General features: G+C 71.1%; 11 protein-coding genes. 6 read left to right on the plus strand and 5 right to left on the minus strand.

From position 1 onward, the window contains the following. Nucleotides 1-966, plus strand: a 966-nt coding sequence (locus AOK17_RS26355; RefSeq protein ID WP_245697364.1) for a protein phosphatase 2C domain-containing protein, incomplete at its 5' end; no start/stop codon positions are given. 104 nt (nucleotides 967-1,070) lie between these two features. Beyond that, the gene (locus tag AOK17_RS26360; protein WP_055615036.1) at nucleotides 1,071-2,813 is read left to right on the plus strand and encodes a pyruvate dehydrogenase; all 1,743 of its coding nucleotides are present in this window, start codon (nucleotides 1,071-1,073) and stop codon (nucleotides 2,811-2,813) included. A gap of 24 nt (nucleotides 2,814-2,837) precedes the next feature. Here the strand turns inward: AOK17_RS26360 and AOK17_RS26365 are convergent, their stop codons facing one another. Beyond that, nucleotides 2,838-4,328, minus strand: a complete 1,491-nt coding sequence (locus tag AOK17_RS26365) for a helix-turn-helix domain-containing protein (RefSeq protein WP_055615037.1) — start codon at nucleotides 4,326-4,328, stop codon at nucleotides 2,838-2,840. Between the two features lie 320 nt (nucleotides 4,329-4,648). On the opposite strand from AOK17_RS26365, the gene AOK17_RS26370 reads away from it, so the two are divergent. The 3 genes from AOK17_RS26370 (at nucleotide 4,649) to AOK17_RS26380 (ending at nucleotide 7,961) form a co-directional block, all read left to right on the plus strand. Continuing rightward, nucleotides 4,649-5,344, plus strand: coding sequence for a hypothetical protein (locus AOK17_RS26370; protein WP_055615038.1), 696 nt, complete (start codon nucleotides 4,649-4,651; stop codon nucleotides 5,342-5,344). A gap of 215 nt (nucleotides 5,345-5,559) precedes the next feature. Then, complete coding sequence (locus tag AOK17_RS26375; RefSeq protein ID WP_055615039.1) at nucleotides 5,560-6,372, plus strand: FHA domain-containing protein; 813 nt, start codon at nucleotides 5,560-5,562, stop codon at nucleotides 6,370-6,372. A 59-nt stretch (nucleotides 6,373-6,431) separates the two neighbouring features. After that, on the plus strand, nucleotides 6,432-7,961 hold the full coding sequence (locus AOK17_RS26380) for a serine/threonine-protein kinase (RefSeq protein WP_055615040.1): 1,530 nt from the start codon (nucleotides 6,432-6,434) through the stop codon (nucleotides 7,959-7,961). A gap of 105 nt (nucleotides 7,962-8,066) precedes the next feature. Here the strand turns inward: AOK17_RS26380 and AOK17_RS26385 are convergent, their stop codons facing one another. After that, nucleotides 8,067-9,269, minus strand: coding sequence for a serine hydrolase (locus AOK17_RS26385; RefSeq protein ID WP_055615041.1), 1,203 nt, complete (start codon nucleotides 9,267-9,269; stop codon nucleotides 8,067-8,069). Nucleotides 9,270-9,361: 92 nt separating this feature from the next. Further along, nucleotides 9,362-9,730 carry a hypothetical protein gene (locus AOK17_RS26390; protein WP_055615042.1) on the minus strand — a complete coding sequence of 123 codons (369 nt, stop codon included), beginning with the start codon at nucleotides 9,728-9,730 and terminating at the stop codon, nucleotides 9,362-9,364. A 479-nt stretch (nucleotides 9,731-10,209) separates the two neighbouring features. Here AOK17_RS26390 and AOK17_RS26395 point away from each other — a divergent pair, with 479 nt between their 5' ends. Beyond that, on the plus strand, nucleotides 10,210-10,710 hold the full coding sequence (locus AOK17_RS26395) for an ATP-binding protein (RefSeq protein ID WP_055615043.1): 501 nt from the start codon (nucleotides 10,210-10,212) through the stop codon (nucleotides 10,708-10,710). A 165-nt stretch (nucleotides 10,711-10,875) separates the two neighbouring features. Here the strand turns inward: AOK17_RS26395 and AOK17_RS26400 are convergent, their stop codons facing one another. Both AOK17_RS26400 and AOK17_RS26405 read right to left on the minus strand, forming a co-directional pair. Next, nucleotides 10,876-11,913, minus strand: coding sequence for a DUF2637 domain-containing protein (locus tag AOK17_RS26400; RefSeq protein ID WP_055615044.1), 1,038 nt, complete (start codon nucleotides 11,911-11,913; stop codon nucleotides 10,876-10,878). Nucleotides 11,914-12,239: 326 nt separating this feature from the next. After that, nucleotides 12,240-13,136 (minus strand): (2Fe-2S)-binding protein, encoded by an 897-nt coding sequence (locus AOK17_RS26405; protein ID WP_055615045.1) that lies wholly within the window; start codon nucleotides 13,134-13,136, stop codon nucleotides 12,240-12,242. Between the last annotated feature and the right edge of the window lie 806 nt (nucleotides 13,137-13,942).

Genomic DNA, 13,942 nt, shown 5'->3' on the forward strand with positions numbered 1-13,942 from the left:
CCCGTCGACTACGTCGGTTCCGGGCCGCCCACCTACGACGCCGAGCCGACCGCGTTGCCGCCCGCCGACGTGGACGAGCTCGACGATCTCGTGGCGGACACCGTGCTGGACGGGGCGGCGTACGGGACGTCCACGTTGCGGGCCGTGTCCGTGCGGGGGGACTCGGCGCGCTATCGGGGTGAGCCGCGCAGGGACTCCCTGCTCACCGCCCGCTTCGGGGTCGGGGACGGTGCCCTCGTGCTGGTCGCGATGGCGACCGGGGCCCGCGCCACCCCGGGCGCGCACCGGGCCGCCGCCGAGGCGTGCCAGTGGATCGGGCGGGCCGTCGGCCGCAGCCACGCACGGCTGGTCGAGGACATCAGGGCCGCCCGGCGCGGCGACCTCAAGTCGGGGCTGCACAGGCTCACCGACCGCAGCCTCGGCAAACTGCGGGCCAGCGCCGCAGAGCAGGGCATCGAACCGGAGGAGTACACCGCGAGCCTGCGCTGCCTCCTGCTCCCCGCCGACCCCGAGTGCCGCACGCGCGTCTTCTTCGGCGTCGGAGCGGGCGGTCTTTTCCGGCTGCGCGACGGCGAGTGGCAGGACATCGAGCCGCACGTCGCCGACACCGCGGGCGAGGCCGTCGTAGGCTTCGGATCGCTGCCGCACGAGACCCCCGACGGCGACCGGCTCACCATGGACCTGGGCATCACCACACCCCCGAGCCCGTACGAACCGGCCCCCGAACCGCCGCCCCGCGCCCCGTTCCGCTTCCGTGCCTCAGTCGCCCGCCCGGGCGACACCCTCCTGCTGTGCACCAGTGGCCTCGCCGAACCCCTGCGCGGCGAGCTCGCCCTGGCCGAACACCTCACCTCCCGCTGGTCGGACGGCGATCCGCCAGGCCTCGCGGCGTTCCTCGCGGACACCCTGGTACGGGTCAAGGGGTACGCCGACGACCGGACGGCCGCGGCCGTTTGGGAGGCGTAACCGCGCCCGCTGTGAATTCATGGGACATGAAAGGGCACCTGTGACAGCGGAAGTCGGCCGAAGGCAGGACGTCGGCTGAAGACAGCCAAAGGGGCGCGTGACTCATGGCCAAGCAGAACGTCGCCGAGCAGTTCGTCGACATCCTCGTCCGTGCGGGCGTGAAACGCCTGTACGGAGTCGTGGGCGACAGCCTCAACCCGGTGGTCGACGCCATCCGGCGCAACTCGGCCATCGACTGGATCCACGTCCGCCACGAGGAGACGGCTGCCTTCGCGGCGGGAGCGGAGGCCCAGATCACGGGCCGGCTCGCTGCCTGCGCCGGCTCCTGCGGGCCGGGCAACCTCCACCTCATCAACGGCCTCTACGACGCCCACCGCTCCATGGCCCCGGTCCTCGCCCTCGCCTCGCACATCCCCTCCAGCGAGATCGGCCTCGGGTTCTTCCAGGAGACCCATCCCGACCAGCTGTTCCGCGAGTGCAGCCACTACAGCGAGATGATCTCCAACCCGAAGCAGATGCCCCGGCTGCTCCAGACCGCCATCCAGCACGCGGTCGGACAGAGCGGCGTGAGCGTCGTGACACTGCCGGGCGACATCGCCGACCAGCCCGCCCCCGACAAGCCCGTCGAGACCGCCCTCGTCACCTCCCGCCCCAGCGTCCGCCCCGGCGACACCGAGATCGACAAGCTCGCCGCGATGATCGACGAGGCCGACAAGGTCACCCTCTTCTGCGGCAGCGGCACCGCCGGCGCGCACGCCGAGGTCATGCAGTTCGCCGAGAAGATCAAGTCCCCGGTGGGGCACGCCCTGCGCGGCAAGGAATGGATCCAGTACGACAACCCGTACGACGTCGGCATGAGCGGACTCCTCGGGTACGGCGCCGCCTACGAGGCCACCCACGAGTGCGACCTGCTGATCCTGCTCGGGACGGACTTCCCGTACAACGCCTTCCTGCCTGACGACGTCAAGATCGCGCAGGTCGACGTACGGCCCGAACGCCTGGGCCGGCGCTCGAAGTTGGACCTCGCGGTCTGGGGCGACGTGAAGGAGACCCTGCGCTGTCTCACCCCGAAGGTGAGCCCCAAGAGCAACCGCCGCTTCCTCGACAAGATGCTGAAGAAGCACGCCGACGCGCTCGAAGGCGTCGTGAAGGCGTACACGCGCAAGGTCGAGAAGCACGTCCCGATCCACCCCGAGTACGTCGCCTCCGTGCTCGACGAACTCGCCGACGAGGACGCCGTGTTCACCGTCGACACCGGCATGTGCAACGTATGGGCGGCCCGCTACATCACCCCCAACGGCCGCCGCCGCATCATCGGTTCCTTCTCGCACGGCTCGATGGCGAACGCGCTGCCGCAGGCCATCGGCGCGCAGTTCACCGACCGGGAGCGCCAGGTCGTCTCGATGTCCGGCGACGGCGGATTCTCCATGCTGATGGGCGACTTCCTCACCCTCGTCCAGTACGACCTGCCGGTGAAGGTCGTCCTCTTCAACAACTCCTCCCTGGGCATGGTCGAGTTGGAGATGCTGGTCGCCGGACTTCCTTCGTACGGGACCTCCAACAAGAACCCCGACTTCGCCGCCGTCGCGCGCGCCTGCGGTGCCTACGGCGTACGCGTCGAGAAGCCCAAGCAGCTCGCGGGCGCGCTGAAGGACGCCTTCAGGCACAAGGGTCCGGCGCTCGTCGACATCGTCACCGACCCCAACGCCCTGTCGATCCCGCCGAAGATCAGCGCGGAGATGGTGACCGGGTTCGCGCTGTCGGCGTCGAAGATGGTGCTGGACGGGGGAGTCGGCCGGATGGTGCAGATGGCCCGCTCCAACCTGCGCAACGTGCCGCGGCCGTAAGCCCCTTCCTCGGGGCGTCGGCGCTCAGTCGGTGCGGGGGACCCACTGGCGGTCCGAACCGACCGAGCCGTACCAGTAGCGCGGGAGCCCCTTGACGCCGCTGGTGTGGAACGGCTTGCCGTGATCGTCGATACGGATCGTGCCGGTGCGTCCCTGGGACGACCAGTCGAGCTCCAGGTACCAGCGGCAGTCGCAGGAATCCGTCCGCGCGTTGACGAGCAGCACCTCCGGGTCCTCGGCGGACACCCGGTAGGGCATACGCATCGCGGGGATCGCCCCGTCGACGTCACCGCCCGGGACCGAACGTGCGATGGGCCGGTCCTTGTCCAGGTCGACGGCGAAGGAGCGCGGGGTGATCGCACCTCCGCAGCCCTCGTCCATGGAGTAGCCGGCACCCCGCAGTTCGGTCGAGCGCCCGACGACCCGTACCCGGAGGGCCTCCAGGACGACGGCGGTGGACGACTTTCCCTGTACCGAGATCTTCACGATCGTCTCGCGCCCGTGCACCGCGTTCTGCGTGGCCGCCCACCGTGCGGCGTCCTGCGTGATCGGCGGCGGCGGGACCTGTTCCGGCTTCTTGTCGACGACGTACTCGTGGCCGCAGTCGAACGTCCAGCCGTGCGAGTTCGCGGTCCAGGTCAGCGGGAGGCCGGTGGTGCCGGAACCGTTCGGCCGGCCGGCGTTCCCCGACGGCTCGCCGTCCTTGCCGGGGGGTGTGGACGCCTTTCCCTTGCCGCTCGGCGACGGCGAGGACGACGACGGTCCGGAATCCTTGGGCGACGGGCTCGTGGACCGGCGGTCACGTGGGTCGCCGGCGTCCGCCGTCGAGGTCGGGCCCTCGCTCGGGCCGACGTTCCGGGAGGCGTCGTCGGACCGACGGTCGTCCGACAGCGCGGACAGGCTGCCCAGAGTGACCAGCAGCACCGTCACCACGGCGGCGGTGACCGCGACCCGCCGCCGGTACCAGGCCCGGCGGGGGCGCGGACCCGAGCCACCGGAGGAACTTGAAACGGTCGGCACGCTCGATACCGGTTCGGCCTCCGCGCCCGCGTCCGAAGACTCCGACTCGCCGCTTTCCTCGGGCCCGTGGCTCCCGTCGGACCCGGTGTCTGCCCCATCGGTGACCGGAGCCGAAGCCGGAGCCGAAGCCGGAGCCGGAGCCGGAGCCGAAGCCGGAGCCGGAGCCGGATCTGAATCCGAATCCGGCGCCGGATCCAGCTCCGACTCCGGACTCTCCGTCGCCCCCGACGTCCGCGGTCTCTGCCGTGCCGCCACCGCCTGGATCCAGAGGCGGTGTAGTTCGAGCCGTTCGGCCGGTGTCGCCCCGCACAGGGCGGCGAACCGCTCCACGGGTGCGAAGTCGAGCGGCACCGCGTCACCGGCGCAGTAGCGGTGCAGCGTCGAGGTGTTCATGTTCACCCGGCGCGCGAGGGCGCCGTAACTGCGGTCAGTGCGCGCCTTCAAGCGCCTCAGCAGTGCCGCGAACTCCTCGACGTCGTCGTCCCGAGTCGACACCGTGCCCCCGTGCTTCTCGTCGTGGCCCCCTGGTCGAAGGGGCGTTTTCCGTCCCGGGAGGGCATCCCAGGCCCTCCATATACCTGCACGTCAGATGGCCTGGGATGGTTCCACCGTCGCGGATACGGCGCTGTCTGTTGCGCAGGCCCCGAGTGACGGCTGATGCTCTTGGTGTCGCACCGACCGCTGCCGGACCGACCACCCGGTGGCAGCCCACGACCAGGACCGGCGTCGACACCCGTGCACACGGATCCTTCCCGTGTGCACCTCACTTCACCGACCAGCGCGGATCAATCATGCACTCATACACAGGGGGACCCATGTCCAAGCGCACCCGAGCGGCCTCGCTCACCACATTCGTCGCCGCGAGCGTCGCTTTCGGTGCGGTGCTCGCCGGCCCGGCCGACGCCACCGGGAAGGACACGAGCGCCTCGAAGCACACCTCCACGAACGCGTCGGCGAAGGTGATGAAGGCGAAGGCGACGAAGGGGAAGGCGAGCGCGTGGCCGAAGTTCCTGTCGGCCTCGCAGTTGCCCCCGCACCCCTCGTCCTCCTGGACGGCGGGCAAGGTCACGGACGGCGTGCCGGACGAGCTCCGCTTCTGCATCCAGGACACTCTGCCGGGCTACGACTCCCGGTACCGCGACTTCCGGACCGACCTCGAGACCAACGCCCAGCAGCTCACCTTCGTCGTCGGCAGCAGCGCCAAGGCCAAGGCCCTGGCCACCCGGCTGAACAAGGACATCCGGGCGTGCACGACACGCATCGAGCAGTCCGACCCGGAGACCGAGGCCGCGCTGAAGGACTACGGCAAGCTGTCGGTCGAGGAGGGCGCCCACGCGTACGGCCTGCACACCGAGACGTCCTGGGGTGCCACGGACATCAACCTGTACTCGGTCGGCAGGGACGGGCGGGCCGTGACCCTCGTGCGCTGGGCGCAGATGGGTGACTTCTCGGACGCGCCGGTGAAGGCGTTCAAGAAGACGACGACCACGGCGGTCAACAAGCTCTACTGACCGCTGCCGGGGGGAAAGTGCTGGAGCCGCCCTCCCGCCACGGGGGTGTGAGAGGGCGGCTCCTCCACGCGAGCGACACCGACCGACAACGAGCGACATCGACCGGCAACGACCAACACCCGGTAGGTAGAGGCGAGGCGAGAACCGGCCGCCGCCGGTGCTCGTGGTTGATCTGCGCACTACAATCCTCGCGACCTCATCGGGGGAGAGCCGTCGTGGAAACGATCATTGTCCAATTACCGGGTCCGTCGTGGGCGGACGGCGAGCACGACCGACGCGAAGGCGGTCCCGGACCCGGACTGCTGAACCTGGGGCCCGGCGACATGGCCGACTTCGGGCGCGGCGGGGCCGGGGCCGCGGACCTGGCGGTCGTCCTGGCCGACCCGGGCGTCTCGCGGCGCGCCGGCCGGCTGGAGGCCGCCGAGGACTACTGGCGGCTGTCCAACTTCAGCCGGACCGCCGGTTATGTGGTGGAGAACCTGGAGGGCGCCGGCGAGTACATCACGGTGGCCCCCGGCCGCCTCGGCGCGCCGGTCCCCTTCGAGTTCTCCCGCGTCGTGCTGCCCGCACTGAACGGAACCGTCGACTTCAAGGTGTTCGCTCCGCAGCACGCCTACCTCGACGAGCGGTCCCTGCCCGGCGCCGGCGACCAGACCGTCAACCCCTTCGCCCTCGACCAGACGTCGAAGTACTTCCTGGTCCTGGTGGCGCTGTGCGAGCCGCGGTTGCGCGAGCCCTCGGACACGACGCTCCCCGGCGCGGGGGAGATCGCGGAACGGCTGCGTCCACTGGACTCCTGCCGCGATCTGTCCCGCTCGGCGGTCAACTACCACATCGACTACCTGTCCTTCGCGAAACTGCGCCTGGACCAGGGAGACATGGAGGGGGAGCAGGGCGGCCGTACCGGTGCCAAGCGCGCCCGGCTGGTGGCGTCCGCGCTCCGGTTCGGCCTCGTACGCGAGGAGCACCTCGCCCTGCTCCCGCGCCGTACGGCGAGCCGCCGCCCCGTACAAGAAGCTCCCGCGTGACACCGTCGTCCAGCGCGGAAGGCTCCCACGGGCCTCCGCCCCTCGAAGAAGGCCCCGCATTGACCCCCCGCACAGGCCCCTCAGCACACCTCCCTGTCGGCTTCCGCATCGACGGCTGGGAGCTCGGCGCACCCATCGGATCCGGCGCCTGGGGCACCGTCCACGAGGCTCGTTCCGTCGCCGACGGCACCCCGGTCGCGGTGAAGGTGCTGCGCACCGACGCCCTGGCTCCGGGACAGCGGGCCGCCCTCGGTGAACTCGTCCAGCGCGAAGTGCGGTTCAGCCGGGAGGCGGACCACCCCAACCTCGTACGGACCCATGCCGTGTGCACCGTAGAGGCGCCGGACCATCCCGATCTGGACGGTGCGATCGCCCTGGTCATGGACCGGGCCGAGCGCAGCCTCCAGGACGTGCTCGACGCCACCGAGGCAGGCCGGCCGGTCCCCGACGCGGATCGCGTTCTGCGTTCGGTGGCCGCCGGTCTCGCGCACATGCACGGCGCCGGATGGGTGCACGGCGATCTGAAACCGGCCAACATCCTGTTGAGTACGGACGGCGATGTGTGGCTCGCCGACTTCGGGGTCGCCGCGGAACTGGAGGGCACCCACGCCCACATGCCGCCGCTCGGCACGCTCGACCATCTGCCGCCCGAGTGGTGGTCGCAGCGCACCGACTCACGGGGCACGGTCGTCCGGACGACCGCCGACATCTGGGCCTTCGGCGTCCTCGCCCACCAGGTGCTCACGGGCGGGCTGCACCCGTTCCCGGGGGCCACGGCCAGGGCCCGCTCCCTCGCCGCCCAGTCCTACGCGCGCGGGACCGCACCGCTGCGACTGGACGCCGACATCGAGGAGAGCAGACGGCGGCTCATCGCCGACTGCCTGTCGCCGGACCACGCCACGCGTCTCCAGTACACCGCCGACGTCCTCAAGGCCCGCGTCGACGAACTCTCCGGCGCGCCCCGCCGTCGCCGGCGGCTGGTGCCGGTCGTCGCGGGCGTTCTGGCGGTCGCCGCCGCCGTGACCGGCGCGCTCCTGCTGCCGGACGACGGCGGTGCCGACGGCAAGGGTGGCTCCGGCGCGTCCGCCACGCCCACGGCCACGGGCAGTCCGGTGGCCGTGGCCGCCGGGGAGATCCCGCCGGACTCCGACGTGCCCAAGGCCCTGCGCCCGGTCATCGTGAAGGCCGCCCACCGCTGTACCGACAAGGAGATCACCCCCATCGTGCTCGCCGCCATGCTCAAGGCGGAGAGCGGATTCGACGCGAAGGCGGCCCGTCCGGCCTCCGAGGAGTTCGGCATCGCGATGTGGACGCCCTCGGTGTTCCGCGCCTGGGCCGTGGACGGGGACGGCGACGGCGACAAGGACCACATGTCGCCGCCTGACGCGATCTCGACGATGAGCCTGTACGTGTGCTGGCTCGACCAGCGTTTCAAGGAGGCCGGGCTGCCGGAGAAGGACCTGGTCAAGCTCGTCGTGGCCGGCTACCGCACGAGTGACCGTACGGTCATCGAGGAGCGCGGTGTCCCGGAGCGCGTACGGCCGCACGTGGACAAGGTGATGCGCTATCTCGCCGACTACGAGCGGTGATTCTCTCGCCGTCTGCGAACGGTGAGCCGGGATCCGGCAAGCGATGGGCCGGGACCCGGCAGGCGACCGGGGCCCGGCTCACTGAATCCCTGACTCACGCCTCGGCTACGATGCCGCGCAGTCCGGCACGTCCGGCAGTCGGTTGTCGGGCGAGCTGATGTAGATGTTGGAGATGTAGCCGCCGTACTGGGGCAGATACGCCCACCAGTCGTTGGTGTACGGCGGCACGCTGACGGTCTGGCCCTGCTTCTGGCAGCCCACCAACACCTCGACCCCGGCGGGCAGTTGGGTAATCGGCGGGTTGGCGGTGGACGGGTCCCGGCGAACGTTCACGTGCTCGCTCCAGGTTCCGTACCACTTGCCCGTCGGCCGTACCCCGCCGGGCACGTTCAGGGAGCGGGTCAGCTGGCCGATGTCGGTGTAGGCCTTGCCGTACGACGTGCCGTCCGGGTGGAGCGTCAGGACCGCCACGATCGTGCGGTCGCCCGCGCCCACGGTGCCGGTGGTGTGCAGCGCCGGGCGGGTGAGGTTCACGGCGTCGGCGGCGCGGCCCTCCGGAGCGGCGGCGGTCCGCGCGCCGGTGGTCGCGCCCGTGGCGGCGGCCGTGTCCGGCGGGCCGCACGTGCCCTTCGGGTACGAGGAGCCCGCCCAGCCCTGCTTCACGGCCCAGGGGCGGTCGAACGCCCCGGCGATGCCGAAGTGCTGGTCGAACTTGTCCGAGGCGCAGCGCGTGGACTGGCGCAGGTTGCCCATGACGAACTCGCGCACGGGGGCCGGTGCCGTGTCCAGGATGTAGCGGTAGATCTTCACGGTGTCGCGGGCCGACAGGGCGGTGTAGCCCCAGTAGCCCTCGTAGCCGGCGGGCGGCGGGGCGGTGTCGGTCAGGCTGAGCTCGCGGACCATCCGGTTGATGATCGCCGAACCGCCGTAGTTGGACCAGTAGTAGTTGGCCGCGTCGTCGTCGCTGCTGCGCAGCATGGGCTCAAGCCGGGCCCGGTCGGCGGCCGGGATGACGTAGGACGGCCCGCGGTTCCACAGGAAGTCCAGCGTCAGCAGCAGCTTGACGACGGAGGCGGACCTGAACTGCGTGCCGGCGTTGACCTGTTCGGTGAAGGTTCCCGTCTGCCGGTCGAAGACGGCGACCCCGGCGGTGACGCCGTCGGGGATCTGGGCGGCGGCGGGTGCCTGGACGGCGGCGGTGGCCGGTGTGGCCGCGCCGGAGGTCAGGACCAGAAGTGCGGCGGCGGACGCGAGAAGCGTTCTCCACACGTGTCCGGCCGTGCCGCGTAGGCGCGCGGTGCGGTGCATGGTGGTTGTCTCCCCCTGGAGGAACGGCGCGGCCCCGACGACTGCCGGGACCGCACCGGCCGGGTTTCGGGCGGCGGAAGGTGCAGGCCGGGTCAGTCCAGGTGCGGCCTGAGGTAGATCGAGTTGATCGGCGTGAGGTCGGCGTACACGCCCGTTCCCTCGGCGAGCATGTCGGCCGTGCAGTCGGTCCCGCTGCTGTAGCAGAGCATCGCGAGCGCACCGTCGTACTGGTTGTTGAGGACCCAGTGATTGCCGTACTGGTTGTAGAGATTGTGCGTGCCGTACGTCCAGTAGATGTGGCTCGGGCTGACGGCGGGGTTCTGGTTCTGCGGGTAGACGCACACGGCGCCGTACGGGCAGCCGGCCCACTCGTCGGCCGCCTGGGCCTCCGTCGTGCCGGCCGCCGTCAGCGCCGCGGTCGCGAGAGCGAGTGCGGCGGCGCCGCGAAGGATTCTGCGCATGGTCGTTGCTCCTCCGAGGAGTCCGAGTTGCTCGAACCCTAGGAAGAGAAGCGCGCGACCGGTCCTGACGAATGTCAGGTTGACTGCGACCGGATCGACAGCGCGGCATCGGTAGTTGGTCCGAGGGCAGGTGGTCGCACGGCACCCGGGACCGTACGCGCGGACGAGTTCGGCACGGTCGGTGTGATCGCGCCGGTCAGCCCCTTGAAGGGGCACCCGAAACGGCGTAGGGCAGCCCCTTCACGTGGCAGCCCTCCACTCCCGGGGCGTCCGGGCCTCCACCCGTGATCGTCCGTCGAGTGGCGGCGGCTCGGGCGGGCGGGCCGGCGCGTGACTTTTCCGGTCGGTGACGGGCCATCTCCGGACGTATCAGGGGTGGTTGACGATTCGACATGAGTGTCGTGATCCGGGCCGGGGCATGCATTCCGTGAACGTGTTCGAGCAGGAGGGGAATCGACAGCGGCGTGCGGGCGGGGGTCATGAAGAGGCAGGCACGAGGAGGCGGTCCCGTCGTATCCGGGGCCTTCTCGGCGAAGACGGTACAGACGACCACGACGGCGGGGGACACAGCGGACGGAACGACCGACCAGCACGGCGTTCCGCAACTCAGGCTCAGGCTCGGGCGCTGCGACCTCCGGGCGGTGCCCCAGGTCCGCAGGGCGCTGCGGGACCTGCTCGCCCACTGGGGGCGGCCCGGCCGATCCGAGATAGCGGAGTTACTGACCAGCGAACTCGTCACCAACGCCCTCGTCCACACCAACCATGACGCGCTGCTGACAGCCACCGTCGGCCCGCGCGGACTCCGGGTGGAGGTAAGGGACTTCGTGGGACGCAGGCCGAGACTGCGGGTACCGAACGCCGACGACGGTACGCACGGCAGAGGTCTGATCCTGGTCCAGTCCCTCGCGGACGCGTGGGGCGTCCGGGTCCACGGGGTGGGGAAGGTGGTGTGGTTCGAGCTGGACGGGGGAGTGGCGTGAATCCGGACGGGCGGCCACCTGACACCGTACGGGGCAGCGACATGGAACCGGACGGGGCAGCGGACCTGGCACCGGACAGGGAAGCGGCATGAAACTGGACGGGGGCGCGGCATCAACTGCCGCGCCCCCGTCCAGAGTTGAGGCCTCGGGCGGCCCCGGTCCGGATCAGCCGAACTGCTGCTCCAGGTCCTTCAGCTTGCGCTCAAGGGAGTCGAGTCGAGGGAGCGCCATTGTGTCGTCCTCCGCGGTGAGATCGACCGTCGAGGACTCAGTTCCTCGGCGGACGGGCTGCAACGAGGGTCGGGCGGCGCGTGCGGGTAGTTCCGGCGTTGCTATGGCAGGCTCCGCAGCGACCTGGGTGGCCGCCGGGGCCGGCTGGAGTTCCGCCTGACGGCCGCCGCCGCGTCCGATCATTCCGCGGTGGCCGCGGGTGATCGCCTTGATGCGGGCACGGTCCAGCTTCTCCTGGTCGCGCCGACGCAGACGGTTCTGCTCCTTCTCCCGCTTGTCCTCACGGACCTCCTCGACGGCCTCGTCCAGGCTGCGCACGTTCTCGAGCAGCATCAGCGACCAGGCGCCGTAGGTCTCACGAGGGGCACGCAGCCACCGTACGATCCGGATCTGCGGCAGCGGCCGGGGCACCAGGCCCTGCTCGCGCAGGGCGGCGCGGCGGGTCTGCTTCAGCGCGCGGTCGAACAGGACGGCGGCCGACAGGGACATGCCGGCGAAGAAGTGCGGGGCGCCCGCGTGGCCGAGACCCCGGGGGGCGTGCACCCAGTTGAACCAGGCAGCGGCAGCCGCGAACGTCCACACGAGTATCCGGGAGCCGAGCGCCGCGTCACCGTGGCTGGCCTCGCGCACCGCGAGTACGGAGCAGAACATGGCCGCGCCGTCCAGACCGAACGGCACCAGGTACTGCCAGCCGCCGGACAGGTTCAGATTCTGCTCGCCGAAGCCGACCAGGCCATGGAAGGAGAGTGCGGCCGCGACCGCGGCACAGCAGAAGAGCAGTACATAGGAGGCGGTGCCGTAGACGGCCTCCTTGCGCCTGCGGCGCTCTTCAGTGCGCTCCCACGAATCGTCGGCGTGGGTCTTCTCCCCGGCGCGCTTGCCACGCGCGAGCACCGCAACCGCCGCCAGCAGGCCCAGGAGCAGCACGGCGCCGGGAAGCAGCCAGTTCAGCGATATGTCGGTCAGTCTCATCTGGGGTCCCTTGCATTGGGATAGGGCGTAACGCCCGCCATAGTGGCCCAATCCCGTGCGTCCTCAGAGGGTTTCGGGGCAAGAGGCCGCCAAGGGAGTGCAAGGGTATGCGCGAGGACGGCATTCTCCTCGAACTGCCGCTTGAGGAGCGGGAGTTGAGTTCGAGTTAGATTACCCTTACGGGTGGTTCCACGGAAAGTTCTTGCGGCAAGTGAGGACTTTGTGAATCGACTGTAACCAAAGGGCCCGGGAGGGCCGCCGTGAAGGTGCCTGGTTCCGTGCCGAGTTGATCTTACGTGACGTGGAGTCAGCCGGTCGCCACGGGGTCAGCCCGCCGCGAGGGCCTCCGCAGCCGCCGCCTCGGCCGTCAGCTTCGCGATGCGGACCGCCTCGGAGTTGCGCGGGCAGTTGGCGCAGGTGTCCTCGGCGTCGAGGGTGTAGTAGAAGCAGCAGCTCGCCCGGTCGCGGGTGGACAGGCACTCGCCGTTCGAACCCGTCACCTCGCGGAAGCCGGCCGTGCCGACGTACGGCCGGGTCGTGCCGGGGAACAGCCGCTCCAGCTCGTCCTTCGCGCGCCGCTGCTCGCCCAGGAGCCCGGCCACGTACCAGAGGCTCTCGACGACCTCGTCCGTCGCCATGCCCCACAGGGCGCGGCCCCGGCGGCGCGTCCGGGGGCCGAACGCGTCGAGGACCGGCTCCAGGTGCTCGGCCACGGCGGCCCGTACCGCCGAGCGCAGGGCCTCCTCGTCGGGGACGACCCGGGCGCCGGGCAGCGTGGCCGCCGGGTCGTCGGGCAGACAGGCGAACTCGCCGACGCGTACGGCGATGCTGCCGGGCATGCGCTGGAAGGTGACGTGCTCCACGGGGAAGCGGGGCACCCGGCGCAGCAGGAACCACGGCACCGTGATCAGCAGACAGGCCGGCCAGGCGTAGCGGTGCAGGCCGAAGGTGGCGATCACGTCCGGACGGCCTCGCCGTCCGTGGTCCGTGAGCACCTGGTCGTCGTCCCACGCGAGGAACGCGTCGAGCTCGGCCCCGCCCGCCGCGAGCCCGGCGACGGCGATCCGCCCGTCGCCCGTCGGGGCCGGTTCGTGCGGGGCGAGTTCCCTGACGTCCAGGGACGGGAGCACCTCGGTCATCCGCGTGTACGCCGCCGTGAGGGCCGAGCCGACCGGGCGTACTTCTGCGCCGGGCGAGGTCTCGGCCGGGGCGGGAGCGGACATGCGGGGGCCCCGTTCCGTGATCGGTTGCAGGTAAGGCTTACCTTACCCGATACGATCGAGGTTTACCCTGTTCTGTCGGGGTCGCTCCGGACCCCGACCGAAATACTCACCACCACTGCCCGTCCTGGAGGAGGCTCCCGTGGAGAAGGCCGGTTCGCGCGAGGCGTACGGCTCCGCAGGAGACCCTTCGGAGACCGCCCCCGGCGCCGGGGCGCCACGGGTACCCCAGCAGCAGACGCGGGCGGCGAGCGAAGGCCGGGAGCGCGCGGCCGGCCGAGCGCTCCGCGAAGACGCCCCCCGGGACGCCGCCCCACCCGCCGCCCAGGCTTCGGCTCCCGCCGCCGCTCCCGCTCCCCCCGAGGACACAGCTCGCGGGGAGCACACACACAGCGAGACGCCGATTCCGCAGCCGAGGGTGACGCGGGAGGGGCTCCCGTCCTCGGCGGACGCGCCCGGAACCGGTGCACGCCGGAACACGACGGCAGCCTCCGGCCGCCCGGGCACGCCGGAGGCCTTCGGAGACCCGTGGCACCACGGGGCCTCCGGAGCCCCCGCCGCCCCCGGCACTTTCGGGGGACCCGGAAGCCACGGCTCGCCCGGAAGACTCGGAGCACCTAGCGCACCGACGGCGCCCGGCGGCCCCGGCGTGCGTGACGGATCAGGCGCACGTGACGGGTCTGGCGTGCGCGATGGATCGGGCGCACGCGGTGGATCAGGCGTACGTGATGGATCTGGCTCGCGGGGCGTCCCCGCTGCCCGTACGTCTTCCGCGGCCCCCTCCTCCTCGTCCGCGTCCCCATCCGTGC

The organism is Streptomyces phaeochromogenes (assembly GCF_001418655.1).
Classification (GTDB): Bacteria; Actinomycetota; Actinomycetes; order Streptomycetales; family Streptomycetaceae; genus Streptomyces; species Streptomyces phaeochromogenes.